Annotated in this window: 20 protein-coding genes; 13 read left to right on the top strand and 7 right to left on the bottom strand. The window is 50.3% G+C overall.

Annotated elements, in window-relative coordinates; genetic code table 11:
- Both NG42_RS23345 and NG42_RS04730 read right to left on the bottom strand, forming a co-directional pair.
- A partial coding sequence (locus NG42_RS23345; protein ID WP_052898208.1) for an SLC13 family permease occupies positions 1-446 on the bottom strand: 446 nt, incomplete at its 3' end.
- A gap of 330 nt (positions 447-776) precedes the next feature.
- Positions 777-1,001 carry a helix-turn-helix domain-containing protein gene (locus NG42_RS04730; protein ID WP_052898118.1) on the bottom strand — a complete coding sequence of 75 codons (225 nt, stop codon included), beginning with the start codon at positions 999-1,001 and terminating at the stop codon, positions 777-779.
- A gap of 411 nt (positions 1,002-1,412) precedes the next feature.
- Between NG42_RS04730 and NG42_RS04725 the strand changes: the two genes are divergently transcribed.
- Genes NG42_RS04725 through queF form a run of 3 tightly spaced genes read left to right on the top strand, consistent with a single transcriptional unit; the run spans position 1,413 to position 3,765 of the window.
- Complete coding sequence (locus tag NG42_RS04725) at positions 1,413-2,036, top strand: helix-turn-helix domain-containing protein (RefSeq protein ID WP_052898117.1); 624 nt, start codon at positions 1,413-1,415, stop codon at positions 2,034-2,036.
- A gap of 26 nt (positions 2,037-2,062) precedes the next feature.
- Positions 2,063-2,938 (top strand): queuosine precursor transporter, encoded by an 876-nt coding sequence (locus tag NG42_RS04720; protein ID WP_052898116.1) that lies wholly within the window; start codon positions 2,063-2,065, stop codon positions 2,936-2,938.
- A complete protein-coding gene (gene queF / locus NG42_RS04715; RefSeq protein WP_052898115.1) occupies positions 2,929-3,765 on the top strand; it encodes an NADPH-dependent 7-cyano-7-deazaguanine reductase QueF in 837 nt (278 codons plus the stop codon). The genes NG42_RS04720 and queF overlap by 10 nt, the downstream gene beginning before the upstream one ends.
- 61 nt (positions 3,766-3,826) lie before the next feature.
- Here the strand turns inward: queF and NG42_RS04710 are convergent, their stop codons facing one another.
- Positions 3,827-4,411 (bottom strand): LysE family translocator, encoded by a 585-nt coding sequence (locus tag NG42_RS04710; protein ID WP_052898114.1) that lies wholly within the window; start codon positions 4,409-4,411, stop codon positions 3,827-3,829.
- 138 nt (positions 4,412-4,549) lie between these two features.
- Here NG42_RS04710 and NG42_RS04705 point away from each other — a divergent pair, with 138 nt between their 5' ends.
- Positions 4,550-6,007 carry an aminotransferase-like domain-containing protein gene (locus NG42_RS04705; protein WP_052898113.1) on the top strand — a complete coding sequence of 486 codons (1,458 nt, stop codon included), beginning with the start codon at positions 4,550-4,552 and terminating at the stop codon, positions 6,005-6,007.
- A 3-nt stretch (positions 6,008-6,010) separates the two neighbouring features.
- Here NG42_RS04705 and NG42_RS04700 read toward each other — a convergent pair whose 3' ends face one another.
- The gene (locus tag NG42_RS04700; protein ID WP_052898112.1) at positions 6,011-6,634 is read right to left on the bottom strand and encodes a glutathione S-transferase family protein; all 624 of its coding nucleotides are present in this window, start codon (positions 6,632-6,634) and stop codon (positions 6,011-6,013) included.
- Positions 6,635-6,747: 113 nt separating this feature from the next.
- On the opposite strand from NG42_RS04700, the gene NG42_RS04695 reads away from it, so the two are divergent.
- Positions 6,748-7,599, top strand: a complete 852-nt coding sequence (locus NG42_RS04695) for a PhzF family phenazine biosynthesis protein (protein WP_052898111.1) — start codon at positions 6,748-6,750, stop codon at positions 7,597-7,599.
- Between the two features lie 76 nt (positions 7,600-7,675).
- On the opposite strand, the gene NG42_RS04690 is transcribed toward NG42_RS04695, so the two are convergent.
- Complete coding sequence (locus NG42_RS04690; RefSeq protein ID WP_052898110.1) at positions 7,676-8,434, bottom strand: SDR family NAD(P)-dependent oxidoreductase; 759 nt, start codon at positions 8,432-8,434, stop codon at positions 7,676-7,678.
- 114 nt (positions 8,435-8,548) lie between these two features.
- On the opposite strand from NG42_RS04690, the gene NG42_RS04685 reads away from it, so the two are divergent.
- The 3 genes from NG42_RS04685 to NG42_RS04675 all read left to right on the top strand — a co-directional run bounded on the left by NG42_RS04685 (position 8,549) and on the right by NG42_RS04675 (position 12,174).
- On the top strand, positions 8,549-9,448 hold the full coding sequence (locus NG42_RS04685; RefSeq protein WP_052898109.1) for a LysR family transcriptional regulator: 900 nt from the start codon (positions 8,549-8,551) through the stop codon (positions 9,446-9,448).
- Positions 9,449-9,501: 53 nt separating this feature from the next.
- Entirely contained in the window at positions 9,502-10,524 is a 1,023-nt protein-coding gene (yhjD, locus tag NG42_RS04680; RefSeq protein WP_052898108.1) for an inner membrane protein YhjD, read from the top strand.
- 327 nt (positions 10,525-10,851) lie between these two features.
- Complete coding sequence (locus NG42_RS04675) at positions 10,852-12,174, top strand: MFS transporter (RefSeq protein WP_052898107.1); 1,323 nt, start codon at positions 10,852-10,854, stop codon at positions 12,172-12,174.
- 305 nt (positions 12,175-12,479) lie between these two features.
- On the opposite strand, the gene NG42_RS04665 is transcribed toward NG42_RS04675, so the two are convergent.
- Both NG42_RS04665 and pdeH read right to left on the bottom strand, forming a co-directional pair.
- Complete coding sequence (locus tag NG42_RS04665; RefSeq protein ID WP_052898106.1) at positions 12,480-14,540, bottom strand: AsmA family protein; 2,061 nt, start codon at positions 14,538-14,540, stop codon at positions 12,480-12,482.
- A gap of 62 nt (positions 14,541-14,602) precedes the next feature.
- Positions 14,603-15,376 (bottom strand): cyclic-guanylate-specific phosphodiesterase, encoded by a 774-nt coding sequence (gene pdeH / locus NG42_RS04660; protein WP_052898105.1) that lies wholly within the window; start codon positions 15,374-15,376, stop codon positions 14,603-14,605.
- Positions 15,377-15,662: 286 nt separating this feature from the next.
- On the opposite strand from pdeH, the gene kdgK reads away from it, so the two are divergent.
- The 5 genes from kdgK to NG42_RS04630 all read left to right on the top strand — a co-directional run bounded on the left by kdgK (position 15,663) and on the right by NG42_RS04630 (position 19,743).
- A complete protein-coding gene (gene kdgK / locus NG42_RS04655; protein ID WP_052898104.1) occupies positions 15,663-16,595 on the top strand; it encodes a 2-dehydro-3-deoxygluconokinase in 933 nt (310 codons plus the stop codon).
- Between the two features lie 214 nt (positions 16,596-16,809).
- On the top strand, positions 16,810-17,703 hold the full coding sequence (locus NG42_RS04650) for a hypothetical protein (protein WP_241488307.1): 894 nt from the start codon (positions 16,810-16,812) through the stop codon (positions 17,701-17,703).
- Between the two features lie 10 nt (positions 17,704-17,713).
- A complete protein-coding gene (locus NG42_RS04645; protein ID WP_052898102.1) occupies positions 17,714-18,169 on the top strand; it encodes a hypothetical protein in 456 nt (151 codons plus the stop codon).
- Between the two features lie 334 nt (positions 18,170-18,503).
- A complete protein-coding gene (locus NG42_RS04635; protein WP_241488306.1) occupies positions 18,504-19,046 on the top strand; it encodes a C39 family peptidase in 543 nt (180 codons plus the stop codon).
- A gap of 55 nt (positions 19,047-19,101) precedes the next feature.
- Positions 19,102-19,743, top strand: a complete 642-nt coding sequence (locus NG42_RS04630; RefSeq protein ID WP_052898099.1) for a glutathione S-transferase family protein — start codon at positions 19,102-19,104, stop codon at positions 19,741-19,743.
- Positions 19,744-19,804 lie beyond the last annotated feature (61 nt).

The following is a 19,804-nucleotide window of genomic DNA, read 5'->3' as shown; positions in this document are numbered from 1 at the left end:
ACCGCCAGCGCCAGCCCAATCCAGCCACGACTGCCCGGATGCAATCCGGCCTGTTTCGCCAGCGCGCCGACAATCGGCATCAGCAGCGCAATACGCCCCATATTCGACGGCATCACAAACGCCAGCAGATAACTCAGCAGAATCACCCCGCCGACCATACGCGGCCAGGAGGCGGTCAGCGGCGTAGCCAGCAGCTGTGCCAGCCGGTCGGCCAGCCCCACTTTGCGAATGGCGATGCCGAGGATAAAGCCACTTAATACCAGCCAGAAGGCCGATGACGCAAAGCCACTGAATACCGTGGCCGCCGGGGCAATATGCAACAGCATGGCGGCAGCAAAAAACAGCAATGCGGTGATAAATTCCGGCAGTAACGCGGTGGCCCACAGCAAAATGGTGACAGCGACGACGATCGCCGCCAGCCAGAGTTCAGGAGAGAAAGAGGTCAAAACAGTTGGCTCCTTGCACAAGTTAAGAGGAAAAAAGGCCAGTAAGTCCTGGCTGATGTTTTTTTCTTCCGTTGTGGCTGGAGTATTTAATTATTGATGTTGCAGGTAAAGTTTTCTTTTTAACCGTTCGCACGATTAGCAACATACTCTTTTCGATGGTGTGGATTTCCTTTGCAGCACGGTGTCACTTTCATCAACATTCTAAGATAAAGAGAGATAAGTTATATTTCCCTGGCATTGAGTAATGATAACTTCAGTTGATTATTATAAAATACTTGCAAGGTAATCAGTTATTAAACACACAGACGCTACATTATCAATATTTTGGGTTTAATTTTTATTCATATAGCGGCTGGGCCATATTTCTTCAGGTGCCACCCCAATTTCACGGGAAATAATTTTCTCTCCACGCGGCCAGGGTCTCTGTAGGGCATTAGTCAGTGTACCTGATGAAAGGCCATTTTCTCTTGATAGTGCAGCTAGCGACTTTTTCTTTTTCCTGACAGCAGCAAGGATATCTTCCCGATGCCAGTCTTTTAAAGTGATTCCATTCATGTTATCTCCTGATAAGACAGTTGTAATTTAAGAGTTAATACCAGGCTCTGTCAGTTTGATAGACCTCCCTTATTCACTTTCCGTCCCACATCTGGCTCCCCATAAGCTGCCAAACCAGTCAGCCAGTAGAACTCATGAAGAAAATTAACTTTTTACCTCAATAGAAGTCAACATAAAATAATATATTTTATCAAAGTAAACGTAAAAGAATACAGTATGCATAATAAAATGTATTCAATGAGAAATTATGTAATTACATTAACAGTTAACACATAAGACTTACTTCTCAAGGGTAAGAAGCATAGCATTTTTTAATATATTTATACTTTCCTTTATCATTAACTTATAGTAAAGAAATAAGAAACATAAATATTTTTAAACGGTTATGTACAAGGCAGGGAAAGCTTATCAATGAAAGCATCGGGGTCTCAAAGAAAAGAAAATATAATCAATAACATAGAATACATTATGCGAAGTCGTGGTGAAACAAAGGTTTCGTTTGCAAACCGTACTGGAGTAACTCGTGCAACGTTATACAAGATCCTTGAAGGTAAGGTAAATAACGTTCAACACTCAACCATAACCCGTATTGCAGACTTTTTTGGCGTTACTTGTGATATCATTGAAAACCATGATTTAGAGCAGATTGAGTTCATTGAAAAAATGCTATCTCCCGAAGGAGATAAAAATCCTGCGGCGATTCCAGTGATCCCGCAGTCAGATTTTCTTTCCTGCTTTAAGATGAGAATAGGATTTCTGGCTACGCAATACCCAGTTACATGGTATTTTGGCGACGTCTCCAACATGGTTGCATTAAGAGTAGAAGACAATATTAAAAATCTATTTTTTCCTGATGATATACTTATTATAAGGCGTCACACCCCTCCATCAAATAAACAGCTTGGACTGTTTTACTCAGAAAAGGATGGGATGTGTTTTAGACAAAACAACCCCCAGGAAGACCATATGCATAAATATGATGAAATTCTGCTGGGTGCGATTGTTGAAGAAAGAGTGAGCTTGAATGAGGTGTAGTTTAAATATTTAAGGATAAATATTTTATGGACTGCAATAAAAAATACAAACTATTGGGTTTTAGTCGCTCTGATACTATAAAGGCTAATATTATGGTACTCGCCACAGGCAAGTATATTAATATCGGCTTACAAGAGCTGGAAAACAGCATCATTACTGACGACTTTAATCGCAACGAACTTAAAGCACTTTATCGCCGTCTGTATGGTGATACCAACACCATAACATCCTACGATCTGGCGGATCGGCATGAACGATCCTGGTATGCTTATTTGATACTTAGTGTTGCTATGAGTGTGATTTATATTCTCTGCACCATCAGCGGAATCAAAGCTATCCATATCACGTTGATCAACTTCGTTGTACCACCGGCAATATTCTTTTATCCACTGACCTTTATTTTCGTGGATATTCTTAATGAATTCTTCGGGATGAGAATGGCCAGAAGAACTATTCTTATCTCTTTTATCGCCAATACTTTATTTGTTACCGGACTATGGGCAACCAGTCTGCTGCCTGGGCTGAGTGAATGGGAGCTGAATAAATCTTATAGCGAATTTGTTGAAAGTATTGTCGCCGTACTCTTCGCTTCCAGCTGTGCTTACCTGATATCTGAAAACATCAATTCATGGCTGTTATGTAAAATAAAAGAGCTGACCAATTCCCGTTTTCTGTTTATCCGGGTGATCACCAGTACGGTTATCGCTTCGGCGATAGACAGTGTCATATTCTGTACCCTCGCTTTCTACAATGTACTGAGTAGCGAAATAATAAAAACCATGATAATTTCACAACTTATTATAAAGTTAGCCTATGCTGTTATCGGCGTCGGTCCCATTTACGCTTTTCGTGAATTATTCAGACGATATATCAACGCACAAAACAAAAAGGAATGCAGATGAACAATATGGATGGAATGACCTTGCTGGGCAAGAATACTGACTATATTCAGCACTATTCACCTGATTTACTGGAAACACTGCCGCGGAGTTATGGCCGGAATGAGATCAATATCAAATCTGATAATTTACCGTTTTTGGGCTTTGATCTCTGGACCGGATTCGAACTTTCCTGGTTAAACCATCGGGGTAAACCGGTTGTCGCCATTGCCGAATTTATTATTCCGGCAACAAGCAGTAATCTTATCGAGTCGAAGTCCTTTAAGCTTTACCTTAATAGTTTTAATCAAACTAAATTTGACTCGCCGGATCAGGTGGCAACAACACTTGAAAATGATCTGACACTGGCTGCCAAAGGTGAGGTGAACGTTAAAATTTACCCTCACCTCAATCATTATCCATTATTAACGACATCACTGCCTGGAGAATGTATAGATCATCTTGATATCCAGATTGATGACTACCATTTCAACCCACAACATCTGACCGATGCCGCTTCCGGCGATTATGTGCATGAATCACTCTCTTCCAATCTGTTGAAATCTAATTGCCTGGTGACTAACCAGCCTGACTGGGGCAGCGTAGTGATCAAGTATGAAGGAAAAAAAATCGACCGGGAAAAATTACTTCGCTATTTAATCTCCTTCAGAATGCATAATGAATTCCATGAGCAGTGTGTCGAACGTATTTTTAGCGATATCCTTCACGCTTGTCGGCCGGATAAATTAAGCGTCTTTGCCAGATATACCCGCAGAGGAGGATTAGACATTAATCCATTCCGCAGCAACTTCGAAGAAACGCCTGCTGTGCCGCGTTTAATAAGACAATAAACCGATGCCCCTCGCTTATCACGAGGGTTATTCAGTTAATAGCGTTCTGGTGCAATAAACATCAGTGTTGCAGCGCCTCAATCAGCATCCACAACGTAGTGACCACCAGCGACAGTGCCATGACGCTATTAAATAACTTCAGCTTCCACGGTATTTGCAGATGATAGCGTAAACGATCGCCCATTACCGCCCAGACCAGGATGCACGGCAGGTTAAGCAACATAAAACCGGCCATTACGGTTAATACGCCGCTACTGGCACTGTACAACAGCGCGATATTGGTCGCCATCAGCCAGGCTTTCGGATTCACCGCCTGAAACAGTGCAGCACCTGTCAACGTCATTGGCCGGGCGTTGGCGCGCATTTCCGGGGCTGATGAACGAAACAGTTTCCATGACAGCCACAGCAGATAAACACAGCCAAGCAGCGTCAGGGGCAAACGCACCTGGCTCATCCAGTGCAGTAGCACCTCCAGCAACACTCCTGCCAGCATGGTTTGTACCGCACAGCCGATTAAAATACCAAAAACCATCGGCAGCGTTCGACGCAAACCAAAGTTAACCCCCGAGGTTGCCAGCAACAGATTATTCGGGCCGGGTGTAATCGACATCACGGTGACATAACTGAAAAATGAAGGATCGAGCATGGTGTCTGCCTGCTAACGGTTAATCAGAGCACCAGTGTAGGAATTACCGCGCGATGGTAACAGACACACAAAATGACTATTGTATTGAGTACAGTTTGACGTACTGGACAATTGTATCTATCAGGTCAGGGGGAAATTGTGTCCATTATCGAACCGCAGGAAACCACGCTTTATCATCAGCTGGCCGAGACCTTCGCCACGGCGATTCATCACGGCACTTATCCTTCTGGCAGCCGTTTACCGGCGATTCGGCGCGTAGCAGGTTCGCATCAGGTTAGCGTCAATACGGTGCTTAATGCCTGGCGAATCCTCGAAGATCGCGGCCTGATCGAGGCACGCCCCCAGTCCGGTTACTTTGTGCGTGGCGTACTGCCGTCCGTCACCAAAGCCAGCAAGTATCTTGCGCAGGTTTCATCACCGAGCAGTGAAAAACTGGATCTGATTGACACGGTTTTTGCCGCCCAAAACCATCCTGACTACACCAATATTTCGCTGGCCTGCCCACAAAATGGCGATTTCTATCCGGCAGCGAAACTGAGCCGCATTATGGCCTCAATGCTGCGACGCCAGCCGGGCATGATTGGCCGCTATGCCTTGCCTCCCGGCAGCCTGCGCCTGCGCCGCGAAGTCGCCAGGCGCGCAATGGATTCCGGCATGGCGCTGGTCGCCGACGATATTACGCTGACGCACGGTTGTATGGAGGCACTGCAACTGGCACTGCGCGCGCTGACCAAACCGGGTGATTGCATCGGACTGGAAACGCCGACTTATTTTTTCCTGTTTCCGCTGCTCGCCAGCCTCGGACTGAAATCGATCGAAATCCCCACCGATCCGCAGCGCGGACTGTCACTGGATGCGCTGGAAATGCTGTTAACGGAGAAACGTATCGCGGCGTTGATTGCCATGCCGAACGTGCAGAATCCGCTGGGTTGCAGCATGACACTGGAGGATAAAAAGCGGCTGGCAGAGCTGGTTAATCGCTACCAGGTTCCGCTAATTGAGGACGGCTTATACGGTGAGTTACAATTCTGCACGCCACTGGCTCCGGCGGTAAAAGCCTTTGATCGTGATGGCTGGATAATTTACTGCTCCAGTTTTACCAAAACGCTGGCACCGGATTTTCGCGTCGGCTGGATGGCGGCAGGCCGCTTCAGTGCCGAGATTGCGCGACTAAAGGCGGTGTCATCAATGTCGGAATCGGTGCTGCTTTCGGAAACGCTGGGGCATTTTCTGGAATCGGGCGGTTACGACCATCATTTACGCAGCCTGCGTCGTCGCTATATCAGCCAGATGGATGAAGCGCGTGGCCTGATCGCCCGCCACTTCCCGCAGGGCACGCGCGCCACCTTGCCGCAGGGTGGCTTTGTCTTCTGGGTTGAACTGCCGGGCAATGTCGACGCTACTGAACTGTTCCATCGCCTGCTACAGGAGAAAATTTGCGTCACGCCGGGCGCACTCTACACCCTGAGCGAACGCTGTAACAGTGCGCTGCGCCTCTCCTGCTGCTACCCGTTTGATGAGCGCTATACTTACGCGATTAAACGCACCGGCGCACTGGCCTGTGAGATGAGCGGCCTGTCGCCGGGTATCAGCTAAGCGTCAGGGCGTGCCGTTACGCCCCCAGGTGGCATAGCCGCTGCGCTCGGTCAGACGCTCATAATAGGCGCGCACCGCAGGCAAATTCGGGTGATCCAGCGGCGTTTCGTACCAGCGGTTCACCGACAAGCCGACCGGAATATCCGCCAGCGAAAAATGCTTACCCGCAACATACTGGCCGGTTTTCTCCAGTTGTTTATTCAGAATGCCCATGGTGTGCGACCAGCCTTTACAGGCGGCGGCCAGCAACCGCGGGTCCTGATGTGCCGGAGAATTACGCACCAGCGACATAAACGCGTAGCGCCAGGAGGTGTTCAGTTCGGTGGCTTGCCAGTCGATCCACTGGTCAACCGGCGCACGGGCGCGTGGATGCGGCGGATAGAGCCATTCGCCGCCATACGCGTTTGCCAGATAGCGAATAATGGCGTTCGATTCCCACATCACAAACCCATCGTCCTGAATCACCGGAATCATGGCATTCGGGTTAAGTGCTAAAAATTCCGCTTCATCAGGCGATTTAAATCCTTCACCCCACTCTTCACGGTGAAAATCGATACCCAGTTCGTCGCACAGCCACAACACTTTTCTGACATTAATCGATGACGCTCTTCCCAGAATTTTCAGCATAAAACCGTCACTTTCTCTTAAGGTACACAGTGTTATTCATAGACGCATTGGTTGACGATGGCAATCTCTACACAGTAGTAATAGTGCTTATTCGTCTTCATCACGAGAGCGCCATGGCACAATTTATTCCGTTTAAACAAGTCGATGTTTTCACCCGTTCTGCTTTTAATGGTAATCCGCTGGCGGTAATTATGCAGGCCGATGGCCTGAGCGACAGACAGATGGCTGATATTGCACGCTGGACCAATCTGTCGGAAACCACTTTTGTCCTGCCAGCCACAGAAGCCGATGCCGACTATCGCCTGCGCATCTTTACGCCGGATTATGAGTTGCCGTTTGCCGGGCACCCGACGCTGGGCACCGCCCATGCGTTGCTGGAGGCCGGGATCGAATGTAAAAACCCCGGCAAAATTGTGCAGCAGTGTGGTGTTGGTCTGGTGACGATCAACATTGCCGATGACGGCGCACTGGCCTTTGCCGCCCCGGCCGCTACGTTGACGCCATTCAGTGATGCGCTGTTAGCCGGCGCGTTAAACAGTGATGCCTTTGATCATCAGCAACCGGTAATGGTGGCGGATATGGGGATTCGCTGGCTGCTGGTGCCGATGCTTTCGGCGGAAGCCGTGCTGGCGATAAAACCGAACCTGGCGGATTTCGCGCAACTGATGGAACATGCCGACGTCAATGGCGTGATGCCATTTGGCCCACTGGCGGAAGGCGACGAGCAGTACGAAGTGCGTGGCTTACTGATTGAGCAGGGTTCACTGACCGAAGATCCGGTAACCGGTAGCGCTAATGCCTGCCTTGCACGCTATTTGCTGGCACAAGGCAATACCGCAGATTATCAGGTGCGTCAGGGCACGGCGCTGCAACGCAATGGCCGCGTACAGGTTAACTACCAGCCTGATGGCATCTGGATTGGCGGCCAGACGGTGACGGTGATTGACGGCACTATCCGGGTTTAATCCACGACGGCGGTCGATTTTACCGTGGGGGCGGCGTGAACGCCGCCGCTACGAATAAACCGGTAGCGATGCCACCTCAGATAAACATCCCGCCGGACACTTCAATACGTTGCGCATTAATCCAGCCGCTTTCATCGCTAAGAATCATCGCGATCGCATCACCAATATCATCCGGTAATCCGACGCGCCCCAGCGCAGTTTGCGAGGCGATAAAAGCATTTAACTGACTGTTATCCCTGACCGCACCGCCACCGAAGTCAGTTTCGATGGCGCCTGGCGCGATAATATTTACCGCAATGCCGCGTGCACCCAACTCTTTCGCCTGATAGCGCGTCAGCACTTCCATCGCGCCTTTCATCGCCGCATAAGCGGAGTAGCCCGGCAGGCTGAAGCGCGCGAGTCCACTGGAAACGTTCAAAATCCGGCCGCCATTGGCCAGCAACGGCAACAATTTTTGCGTCAGGAAAAAGGGACCTTTGAACTGGATATTCACCAGTTGATCAAATTGCGCTTCGCTGGTCTCTTCAAAGGAGGCGTGAATGCCAATACCTGCGTTGTTTAATAAAGCATCAAAATTATTTCGCTGCCACACGGTTTTCAGCTGATGGCTCACCTCAGTAGCGAAAGCATCAAAGCTGCTGCTGTCCGATACATCAAGCTGAAGCGCCACCGCACGGGCTCCGAGCGCGTGAATCTTTTCAACTACCGCCTGCGCTTCCTGTTGTTTGCTGTGGTAAGTCAAAATGATATCACTGCCCTTTTTAGCCAGCTTCAGGGCTGAATTTTTACCTAATCCACGGCTGCCACCGGTGATCAATACAATTTTACGCGTCATTTCTGTACCTCGGAGAGGAGTGGGGATGAAAATCAGGATATTCCTCTGATTTTGATCTATAAACACCTGTAGCTACGCTTCATTGTTTCACTACAGATAACAATCGGTGCACAAATGGATAAATTTCACGCAATGCAGGTTTTTGTCACCGTGGCTGAAATGCAAAGTTTCACCCGTGCTGCTGAAAGTCTTGGCTTGCCGAAAGGCAGCGTTTCGCGTCAGTTACAGGCACTGGAAAATCAAATGGGCACCCGGCTGCTGCATCGCACTACGCGGCGCGTTCACCTCACCCAGGATGGCATGATCTACTATGAACGCTGTCGCGATCTGCTGGCGACGCTGGATGAGATGGATTCACTGTTCCAGCACGATCCCGCGACGCTCAGCGGACGTTTGCGGGTGGATATGCCGGTCAGTCTGGCGAGCAATTTCGTCATTCCGCGGCTGGCAGAATTTTTGCAGCACTATCCGGGTATTGAGCTGGAACTCAGCAGCAGCGACCGTCTGGTTGATGTGATCAGTGAAGGCTTTGATTGTGTGGTGCGCGTCGGTACGCTGAAGGATTCCGGCCTGATTGCCCGCCCGCTCGGGCAGCTGCCGATGATAAACTGCGCCAGCCCCGACTATCTGACACGTTTCGGTACGCCGCAAACGCTGGATGATCTGTCACAACACGCCATGGTGCATTACAGCCAGCAACTGGGCACTCCACCCGTCGGGTTTGAATTTTTTGACGGGCAGCGTTGCCACAGGATTCAGACCGGTGGCGTGGTCACGGTAAACAGCACGGAAACCTATCGCGCCGCCTGCATCGCCGGGTTAGGGATTATTCAGGTCCCCCGCGTCGGGGTGCAAAGCGCGTTAAAAGCCAAAACGCTGCAAGAGATTTTACCGGCATATCGCGCCCGGCCGATGCCGGTTTCACTGATTTATCCCCACCGGCGTAATCTGGCTCGTCGGGTGCAAGTGTTTATGGAATGGCTGACTCAGGCGATGAAACGCTACGCGGAGTGACAGCCGGGCTATAATTGTTATTCAGGCAGTCAAAATAAGGACAAGAGCGGTTAATGACGGATAAGCAAAATCAACTCAGCCAACAACATGAAGTGGCAGAAGAAAAGCCACTGATCTCGATTAAAACCGGTAATAAGACCGTCGATCACTCGATTACTCGCGTGTCGCGTCTGGTCAGCTGGTTCCAGGCGATTCCTGCTGTTGCGCATTTTATTCGCGCCGGTGAACGTTTTAACGATCGCCTCGGCAGCCAGTTTGGCGCCGCGATTACCTATTTTTCATTTTTATCGCTGATACCGATTTTAATGGTCTCGTTTGCCGCCGTCGGTTTTATCCTCGCCTCGCATCCGACGCTGTTAACTGAACTGATCGAAAAGATCGTCAGTAGTATCAGCGATCCAACGCTGGCGCAAACCCTGAAAAATACCGTGAACACGGCGATTCAGCAGCGTACTACCGTCGGTCTGACCGGTTTGCTGATTGCGCTCTATTCCGGGATTAGCTGGATGGGTAATTTGCGCGAAGCAATTCGCGCCCAGTCGCGTGATGTGTGGGAGCGCAATCCTACCGATAAAGAGAAGATTTACTTTAAATATACCCGCGACTTTATCTCGCTTACCGGACTGGTACTGGCGCTGATTATTACCCTGTCGCTGACCTCGGTAGCCGGTTCGGCGCAGGCGGCGATTGTCCGTGCCCTTGGCCTCGATCATATTGAATGGTTACGCCCGGCCATGACGGTGATTGCCCTGTCGATTTCGATATTTGCCAACTATCTGTTGTTCTTGTGGATTTTCTGGATCCTGCCGCGTCATAAACCTCGCAAGAAAGCGCTGTTTCGCGGCACCTTGCTGGCGGCGATTGGCTTTGAGGTGATTAAATTTATTATGACCCTGACGCTGCCGAAACTGGCCTCATCCCCTTCGGGTGCCGCATTCGGTTCAGTGCTGGGGCTGATGGCGTTTTTCTATTTCTTCGCGCGCCTGACGCTGTTTTGCGCCGCGTGGATTGCCACCGCGCAGTACAAAGACGACAAGAAAATGCCTGAGTCAGCAACAGATTCTGCCGCGCAATAATGCCACCTTGCGCCACCGGGAATCACGGTGGCGCACGGCTTTCATAGCCCCGAAACGCGCCGAAAACAGTTAAAAATCTCGTTATGCGGTTGAATTCCGCGCAATAACCAGCATTTATCGCTGACAGCTAACTTTTATTTCGCCCTTTACTAGTGGTTCCCACTGAAAAATTGCTCGATCGCCTTGGCATTCGCCAGCAAATATCCGTTGATAAAAATTATCAACTTTTCGGCCGCTAAGTCCCGATTTGACGCGGGTTTTCGCCATTGAATGCGGCTTTTGCTGTGCGTAAGATTCCCTGACACGTATTAAAAATAAGAAATAATTATGCAAGCCTCCATCGCACCAACTCTCGACGCCGAACACGATGCCACGCCAGTTAACTCACGCGGAAAAGTGGTAGTCGCTTCGCTGGTCGGCACGGCTATCGAATTCTTCGATTTCTATATTTATGCCACCGCAGCGGTCATCGTCTTCCCGCATATTTTCTTCCCGCAGGGTGATGCGACCGTTGCTACGCTACAGTCGCTGGCCACCTTTGCTATCGCCTTTATCGCGCGGCCGATTGGCTCTGCGGTGTTTGGTCACTTTGGCGATCGCGTGGGCCGTAAAGCCACGCTGGTTGCTTCACTGCTGACCATGGGGATTTCTACCGTGGTGATTGGCCTGCTACCGGGCTATGCAACCATCGGTGTATTCGCGCCGCTGCTGCTGGCGCTGGCGCGCTTTGGTCAGGGTCTTGGCCTCGGTGGTGAATGGGGTGGTGCGGCGCTGCTGGCGACCGAAAATGCCCCGGCGAAGAAACGCGCGCTGTACGGCTCTTTCCCGCAGCTCGGCGCACCGATTGGCTTCTTCTTTGCTAACGGCACCTTCCTGCTGCTCTCATGGTTACTGACCGATGAGCAATTTATGGAATGGGGCTGGCGCGTGCCGTTTATTCTCTCCGCAGTGCTGGTGCTGATTGGCCTGTATGTGCGCGTATCGCTGCATGAATCGCCGGTATTCGCCAAAGTACAGAAAGCCAATGCGCAGGTTAAAGTGCCTATCGGAACACTGTTCAGCAAGCATATGAAGGCGACGATTCTCGGCACCTTTATCATGCTGGCGACCTATACGCTGTTTTATATTATGACCGTTTACTCAATGAGTTACGGAACCGCAGCCGAACCGTCTGGCCTGGGCTATTCGCGTAACAGCTTCCTGTGGATGCTGATGGTAGCGGTCATTGGTTTTGGTGTGATGGTGCCGATTGCCGGTATGCTGGCGGATCGCTTTGGCCGTCGCAAAACCATGATTGTCATTACGCTGATGATTATCGCCTTCTCGCTGCTGTTCCCCTCAATGCTGGGTTCCGGCAATCAGTGGCTGGTGATGGGCTTCCTGCTGCTGGGTCTGAGCATTATGGGTCTGACTTTCGGCCCAATGGGCGCGCTGCTGCCGGAACTGTTCCCGACCGAAGTGCGTTATACCGGCGCTTCATTCTCTTACAATCTGTCGTCGATTCTTGGCGCATCAGTGGCACCTTATATCGCCACCTGGTTAGCCACCAGTTACGGTCTGTATGCCGTGGGTCTGTATCTGGCATCAATGGCCTGCCTGACGCTGCTGGCGCTGATTGCGACTAAAGAGACGCGGCACCAGACGCTTTAGTCCCGGTTAACACAGACTAAAAAGCCGGACAGCGTCCGGCTTTTTTATGTGGTTTATTCCCGTTATTCTCACGACGATAAGAGCGGTAATGACAAAAGATTCTGTAGTGAGATGCTCACCCTCGCCGCGATAGAAAAACGTGGCAGTGATATAAAACTATCCACCATGAAACGCTATGTGGCCGCGTTGGGTGGAAAAATACCTATCGGGATCGCGTTTCCGGACGGAAAACATATCGCGCTCGATATGTAATACATAACGGCTTAACAGCTCGCCGGGGCAAGCCCTCTCACCCCGGCTCTTCGCTATTTTTTCGACTTCATCTGCTGTAAGACATTACTGCACTGATTGTCATCACCATCGCTGGTTGAAATCAGCGCCAGCAGTGCCGCCGCAGGCGCAACCACCGCGCCCAGCGCCACTGCCGCCGCACCGCGCGCAATCAGCGGACCGGCTTTCACACCCGCATCCGGATTTTTAAAGGTGCCACGAACATACAGCGGCGAACGCAGGGTAATAATACGCATGCCTTTACTCTCCGGATCGATCGATAAATCGAGCCGTTCACTGGCAAAATTAGTGGTGCCGGAGATATTGATCACCGCATTTTCCGTATCAAAAACAAACAGCCGTGTCGACACCAGACCATTGCGCACATTCAGGTCGGCGGCCGCACAGTTGATGCGCACCTCGTCATCGCCAAACAGTTTGCCGACCACATAGTTACCGACATTAAGCCCGACAATCTCCATCAGGCTGCGACTGATCAGACCGTCATTCATCAGTAATTTCACATCACCATTGCTGGTTGCCAGCAAATCCGCCACCGAATTACCGGTACCGGTCAGCGTCGCATCACCGTTCATTTGCCCCAGACTGCTCTGCATCGCCTCAACTCCGGGGAATAGCTGGCGCAGCTTCAGTTTGCGGGCATGAATATCGGCGCGTCCACGCATCGGCGTTCTGTCACCTTCCAAATGAATGGTGGAATTCAGGTTGCCACCGGCCATGGCAAAACGCAGCGGATCGAGACGTAAATCACCGCTTTTCAGCACCAGATGCGTATAAAGATCGCTTATCGGCAGCGAATTACTGTGCTCGATGCGCTTGCCGCTGAACTTCACATCCGCATCCATCACGTCCCAGCTTTTGGTGTCGAATTTATCGTGCGGTAAGATTCGGTCAGCGGGCTGGGTGGACGCCTCACCGCGTTTGGCCTTCGCCTGTTTAGTTTTCTCACTGCCCTTACCCGAATCGACGCCGATCAGCGGCCCTAAATCGGCCATACGTAGCTGACGTGATTCAAGTGAACCTTCCAGTTTCGGACGGGGCTGGCGCTGGCTGTAAGTCAGAGAGCCGTGGATATCGCTGTCGCCAATCTTGCCGTTGAAGTTCTGATAACGGAAGAGCGCGCCCCCTTTTTGCTGGAATCGCGCCTGTAACCGACCATCAGTTTCATACGGCGGCGTGTCAGGCAGCAACACGCCGGTCAGACCATACAGGTTGGCCAGCGTATCGCCAGAAAAGCGCAGGCGCAGATCGACACCGCCAAGATTCATCGGGTCCTGTACGGTACCGGCGACGCGTACGCGGGTGGTGCCATTGCGCACGTCGGCCTCAATCGGGAAAGGGGTGGTTTTACTGCGTAAAGAGAGCATGCCGCCGATCTTGCCATCGCCGTTCAGCTGCTCATTATTGTAGGTACCGCGCGCTTTCCAGCCGAAAACAAAGTCGGCTGCATTTTTCTGTTTATCGTCACCGCCAGCCAGTTGGCCGTAAGGCACCGGTTTGCCCAGTGGGTCAACCAGCACCTGCACTTTGGCTTTATTGATCGCGTCGCGATAATCGATCTGCCCACGGTCAAACATAATATTATCAAGGCGGAAGGACCAGGCGGATGGCGGCTGACTGTCGTCTTTGTTTTCGCTGCCAGCCAGATTAAACGTCCAGTTATTTTTACCGTCAGCGGTCTGGATCAGTTTGGCATCCGGCTGCTGCAATTTGATCCACGGGATCCACACCTGTTTGCCAATCAGCGCCAACGGTGCCAGCGTGGCGTCGACCCGTTGCAGATGCACCATGCTGACTTCAGGAATTTCAGGCGGGTTGCCAAGCAGAATATCTTCGGCGTGAACATGCGGCCAGGGAACCCAGCTACGCCAGCCAGGTTCATCACGATTACGCTGCCAGGCAACACCCAGATCGCCCCGAATCGCGAAAGGTCGATTTAATTCCGTCGAGACTTTCTGGTTGATGGTAGGTTTAAGGCGATTCCAGTCAAAGAAAGCGATAACCAGCACCACAATAACGACCAGCAACAAAAAAATCCCGACGATCCAGCTTATTATTTTCCCGCTACGCGACATCTCCCACTCCTTGCTCATCCCATATCTCTGTTTAAAGATAGTAGAGACCAATAAGATCGGCATCAGGCCAGTTGCAGAGGAAGGTCGGTTAGCTGGTCAAACGGCACTGGCCGCGAGAAAAAATAGCCCTGTGCAGCAAATGCCGGAGAGCTCTGCACCTGCGCCCACTCTTCAGCGGTTTCCACGCCCTCAACAATCACGCCCTTGCAGTAGCGATTGATTAACGCCAGCAGCATCAGAAAAAGGTGTCGACCTTCTTCAGTTTTACGCAGCAGAACAAACAGCTCACGCGCTAACTTGATGTAGTCATACTTTAATTCAGTCAGTGCAGAAAAATTTGCCATGCCGGAGCCAAAATCATCCAGCCACAGTGGCCCCAGTTCGGGCATCTGCGCCACAATCTCTTCCTGCGGCAAGACATGATGCTCAACCAGCTCAAAGCGCACCCATGGCAGCCGGGCAATCAGTGCCCGAATCTGGTGGTGATGCTGAATGGCGAGTAATGATGGCCCATCAATATTGACCGATGCCACCAGATCACCGTCAACAAATTTACTTTCCCATTGGATCAGTAGCTCAAGCTGTTCCTGGACAATATGTAGCCGCTGGGAAATATCAAGCGCGGCAAAGTAGTCTTCGGGCGATAACCTTTGACTCGGCGCGGCAGGATGAAACACCGCGGTAAGCAACTCAATTGCCATCAAGCGACCAGACACCTGGTAGATCGGCTGAAAAGTGTACAATCGCTGGCACTGTTTCCAGTACAGACGCTCTTCCTGATGTTTTTGCACCACAATTGAGGAAGGAAGCCGATGACTGATATGTTTCAGCATCATGGTTTACATCCTGGTTATTTGAGATTGCCTGCAAATGGCATCCCGCTCAGCAAGTATCGGCACTGGCCTGCATAACTTTACCGGCATTGAAAGCCAGTTTCACACCCTCCAGCTTATCAGCCACTTAACTTTTCAATCCGGTCAATAGCGGCCACTTTAACCGCTAATCAGGCTATTTAATCATCGCGCGGCGACGATAAAAAAATTTAAAACAGCGTTTTAAATCATTGACTGAGTTTGACCGCAAGGCGAGACTAAAGGCCGATATTTCCTGAGGCTGGAAACCATGACGCATAAAAAAATTGCCATTATTGGCGAATGCATGATTGAACTGTCGCAAAAAGGCGCAGATTTAAGCCGTGGATTTGGCGGCGATACCCTGAACACCGCGGTCTACCTCGCACGTCAGCTGCCCGCCGACACCCTCGCGGTGGAATATGTCACCGCACTGGGAACCGATACCTTCAGCAACGAAATGATTGACGCGTGGCAGCAGGAAAATGTTCATACCTCGCTGATTCAGCGTATGGAAGACAAGCTGCCGGGGCTCTACTTTATTGAAACCGATGCCCAGGGAGAGCGCACATTCTGGTACTGGCGCAATGAAGCTGCCGCACGCTACTGGCTGGAGAGCGACCGCGCCGATGAGCTGTGCGAAGAGCTGGCGCTGTTCGATTATATCTACCTGAGTGGCATCAGCCTGGCGATCCTTAACCCCCAGAGTCGCGCCCGGTTAATGTCACTGCTGGCAGAATGTCGCGGTAATGGCGGCAAGGTAATTTTTGATAACAACTATCGCCCGCGCCTGTGGCAAAGCCGTGATGAGGCGCAGCAGACCTACGCCGCCATGCTGGCCTGCACCGATATCGCGTTTCTCACGCTGGATGACGAAACCCTGCTTTGGGGTGAAGCGAGCATTGAGCAAGTGGTGGCCCGCACACGCGCAGCGGGTGTTGAGGAGATTGTGATGAAACGCGGTGCCGATTCCTGCCTGGTGGCATGCGGCGATGCGGCATTACTGGAGGTGCCAGCCGTAAGACTCGCCAAAGAGAAAGTGGTCGATACCACCGCAGCGGGCGACTCATTTAGCGCCGGTTATCTTGCCGTACGTCTATCCGGCGGCGGTGCAGAACAGGCCGCCGTACGCGGGCACCTGACGGCCAGCACCGTTATTCAGCACCGCGGTGCGATAATTCCCAAAAATGCCATGCCGCAGTAAGGGTGATTGATTTTTCAGTCAGTGCCCTGCGGGGCACTGTTAACGTCATGATCTCGCCAGAAAAACCCTTTTTTGTGCTTTTTACGCTAATAAATCACCGCCGGTAATTAATTCGCGTTGCGAATTTTATTTCAAATTATTAACCCTTTTTTCATATTGTTAATGTCCATTATTGACTCCCTTAGTTGATAACAATTACCATTTACAAAAGGAAATGATTATCAAACTCAGGGAATATATGCGTAAGCTCGTCGGTTATTTGATCTATTGTCTCGCCGTACCGGCGGTACAGGCAGCAACTGAAAACAAAAGCACGCTCAAAGAATCACCCAAATCGATACTAAAAATTGAGGACTTTCTTCCAGAGCGGAAGAGCTGGTCATTTGGTGCGGGTGTGAATATCCTGAACAACAGCAATGAAGGGAGCCAGCCCGGATATTATATTAACCAGATAAGCCCGGGGCAGTATATTATAGACCGTACAAATCTGGCCTATAAAAAAGAAACGAATGGGTTGTCAGGTTATCTTTCCGGGATGTATGGCCTGACCAGTCAGCTTTCTTTATCAGCAACGTTAAATGGACAGTGGGTAAACACTAAGTACTCTACCGAAAATAATACCAGCTCAAATAAAAGTGAATATAAGTTTAACGGTATAGGCTTTGGTGCCAGTTATCAGCTTTATCGTCTGTCAGATTTTACCGTTTTGTTTGGGGGCGTAAATGCTAAAGATGGTACGGTCAACAGCTACGTTTTAGGCACATCCCTTAACTGGATCTATGACCCTCTGGTACTTAATTTTTCACTTGGCTATCTGGATGGCATTTCCAGAGAGAAATTTTCTAACGACTACACGGCGTATACGACATCCGGCAAAGTTATCTTTGCGGTTAATCCAGAGATAAACCTGAGCTGGGGATTCTCTAAAGATTTTATTAACGCCAACAACTACTATCTTAATAAAAAAGAGTGGACCAGCACGACTTCTGTGTTAGCCGGAATGAGCGTGAATCTAATGGAAGACCTTGCAGGAAATATTAATCTAAAAGGAGGTGTGGGAAATAATAAAAGCTCAGTGATTTCTTTGGGGCTCAGTTATAAACTATAAGGAAATAATCATGAATAAAAGAATTTTCATGGCAGCCGCTTCCGTGCTTTTTGTCGCCCCCCTGTCTATTGTTGCTTACGCGATTAATAGCGACAATCTTGTCCCGGCTCAGACCACTGCGGCAAGCCTTAACTATGCTGACTTTGACGTCATGAATAGTCAGGAGATGGAGGAGACCAGGGGCAAGGTGGGGCCAGCCGTTATTATCGCCGGCCAGGGCGTTGCCGGCGCGGCAGCGGCCATCGGCAATGCCTACGCATCCGCGCCCAATAACTCCCCAGGCACCTCGGAGGTGATTTCTCAGGGAGTCGGCGGCTTCGTCGCCGGCGGCCTTAACCCGGTTGTCGGCCCAGTCGCCGCAGGCGCGTTGGGATTAAGTGCCTACGGTGCCACACAGGCAATGCTGGGCGGCGGAGGCGGTGGTGACAGCGGATGCCAAACCTGTCATGGAATGTCAAAACAATGAGTGTTGTGTCAGGAGTATTGTTGATATTTCTGTATATCGTCACATGCCGTATTATTTTTTATGGCAGACGTACGGGAGCCATTATTTTCACCGCACTGTTATTGCTGGCTTATAGCTGGGGATATCATTTCAGCATAAGTAGTTTATATTACCTGTTGGCCAGCGTGATAGTTAATATTATGATCATGATCTCCCTGAGAAACAGAGAACGCTTTGCTAAACTTCGGGATGCTGTTTTTCTGTTACCACTGGCAAGCTTAATCAGTTCTGCTGCACACTTCATCAGTTAATGACATATTTCAGGGAGGCTTCCTCCCTTTTAAAAGGGGATGGCGTGCGATTTATCGTAATTATTTTACTGATGATAGCCAGTCAGGGCGTGGCGCAGGCCAGCTGGACAGCACAACGCTTTGACGGGCAAAAAAAGCAAATACATGACAACACCTGTGGTATTGCTTCTTTAGTTTTCATTCTGGAGAAGTATTATAAACGGGGCGTATCCGAATCGGAGTTAATTGGTTTAGCTGGCATAAAACCCGAATATTCCTTTCTTGACCTCGCCAGACTGGCAAAAAAACATTCGATAAACACCCTTGGCGTAAAAATAACGTCAGACCAACTCGACAAAATCCACTCACCGACCATTTTGTATATTAAGCGATTCGGTCAGGATCACTTTGTGGTTTTTCAGGGAATCACCAACCATCTGGTTCAGATTTATGATCCGGCATGGGGCTATCTTAATTATACAATACAGCAGTTTGATCATTACTGGCGTGCAGGTGATGACGCTGGCCGCGCATTGATTTTTTTAGACGATATCAAGGTCAATATCAATCCGGATATCATTTTTCAAAAACGCATTCCTGTAGAATAGCGTGGGAAACCGCTATGCTGGATGTTCATGATTCCGCCATCAGGAGTACGACAGCATGCTACAAGTCTGGGGTCGAAAAACCTCTTCCAACGTTCAGGCCTTAATGTGGTGTATTGGCGAGCTGGGACTGCCTTACCAGCGTTACGATATCGGCCATAAATATGGTGGTAACGACACGCCCGAATTTCTGGCGATGAACCCAAATGGCCTGGTTCCGGTCATTAAAGACCTGCATGGTCCGGCGCTGTTTGAGACCGGCGCGATTCTGCGCTATCTGTCGGGCAGCTATGCCAGCGCCCCTTTCTGGCCTGAAGATATTGCCCAACGTACTCAGGTCGATATCTGGGCCGAATGGGCGAAGACCAGTGTGGCAGCGGGCTTTACCGCACCGATTTTCTGGCGAGTAGTGCGAACGGCAGCGCGGGACCGCGATCCACAGGCTATTGCTGCCGCCATTCAGCGCCTGACCGCGCTGCTCAGAATTGCGGATGCGCGACTGGCGCAGCATGACTATCTGGCAGGGAATGATTTTACGCTGGCGGATATCCAGCTCGGCCATCTGCTTTATCGCTATTATGATATCGCTATTGATCGCGCTGATTTACCGGCACTACAGCGATATTATCAGCGCCTGACTGAGCGTCCGGCTTATCGCGAACATGTGATGGTCAGTTATGAAGAGTTAAGAGTGGTTTGAACGCGCTTAGCGTTACAACCGACTGATTGACGCCCAGGCTTTAAATAAGTTAGTGCTCACA

This window comes from Winslowiella iniecta (assembly GCF_001267535.1).
GTDB classification, from domain to species: Bacteria; Pseudomonadota; Gammaproteobacteria; order Enterobacterales; family Enterobacteriaceae; genus Erwinia; species Erwinia iniecta.
This window is presented reverse-complemented; position numbering and strand designations above follow the sequence as displayed.

What these genes read in the sequence shown, in the direction of transcription:
- NG42_RS04730 (WP_052898118.1), bottom strand. Translation starts at nt 1,001, where the DNA reads ATGAATGGAATCACTTTAAAAGACTGGCATCGGGAAGATATCCTTGCT.
- NG42_RS04725 (WP_052898117.1), top strand. Translation starts at nt 1,413, where the DNA reads ATGAAAGCATCGGGGTCTCAAAGAAAAGAAAATATAATCAATAACATA.
- NG42_RS04720 (WP_052898116.1), top strand. Translation starts at nt 2,063, where the DNA reads ATGGACTGCAATAAAAAATACAAACTATTGGGTTTTAGTCGCTCTGAT.
- queF (WP_052898115.1), top strand. Translation starts at nt 2,929, where the DNA reads ATGCAGATGAACAATATGGATGGAATGACCTTGCTGGGCAAGAATACT.
- NG42_RS04710 (WP_052898114.1), bottom strand. Translation starts at nt 4,411, where the DNA reads ATGCTCGATCCTTCATTTTTCAGTTATGTCACCGTGATGTCGATTACA.
- NG42_RS04700 (WP_052898112.1), bottom strand. Translation starts at nt 6,634, where the DNA reads ATGCTGAAAATTCTGGGAAGAGCGTCATCGATTAATGTCAGAAAAGTG.
- NG42_RS04695 (WP_052898111.1), top strand. Translation starts at nt 6,748, where the DNA reads ATGGCACAATTTATTCCGTTTAAACAAGTCGATGTTTTCACCCGTTCT.
- NG42_RS04690 (WP_052898110.1), bottom strand. Translation starts at nt 8,434, where the DNA reads ATGACGCGTAAAATTGTATTGATCACCGGTGGCAGCCGTGGATTAGGT.
- NG42_RS04685 (WP_052898109.1), top strand. Translation starts at nt 8,549, where the DNA reads ATGGATAAATTTCACGCAATGCAGGTTTTTGTCACCGTGGCTGAAATG.
- yhjD (WP_052898108.1), top strand. Translation starts at nt 9,502, where the DNA reads ATGACGGATAAGCAAAATCAACTCAGCCAACAACATGAAGTGGCAGAA.
- NG42_RS04675 (WP_052898107.1), top strand. Translation starts at nt 10,852, where the DNA reads ATGCAAGCCTCCATCGCACCAACTCTCGACGCCGAACACGATGCCACG.
- NG42_RS04665 (WP_052898106.1), bottom strand. Translation starts at nt 14,540, where the DNA reads ATGTCGCGTAGCGGGAAAATAATAAGCTGGATCGTCGGGATTTTTTTG.
- pdeH (WP_052898105.1), bottom strand. Translation starts at nt 15,376, where the DNA reads ATGATGCTGAAACATATCAGTCATCGGCTTCCTTCCTCAATTGTGGTG.
- kdgK (WP_052898104.1), top strand. Translation starts at nt 15,663, where the DNA reads ATGACGCATAAAAAAATTGCCATTATTGGCGAATGCATGATTGAACTG.
- NG42_RS04650 (WP_241488307.1), top strand. Translation starts at nt 16,810, where the DNA reads ATGATTATCAAACTCAGGGAATATATGCGTAAGCTCGTCGGTTATTTG.
- NG42_RS04645 (WP_052898102.1), top strand. Translation starts at nt 17,714, where the DNA reads ATGAATAAAAGAATTTTCATGGCAGCCGCTTCCGTGCTTTTTGTCGCC.
- NG42_RS04630 (WP_052898099.1), top strand. Translation starts at nt 19,102, where the DNA reads ATGCTACAAGTCTGGGGTCGAAAAACCTCTTCCAACGTTCAGGCCTTA.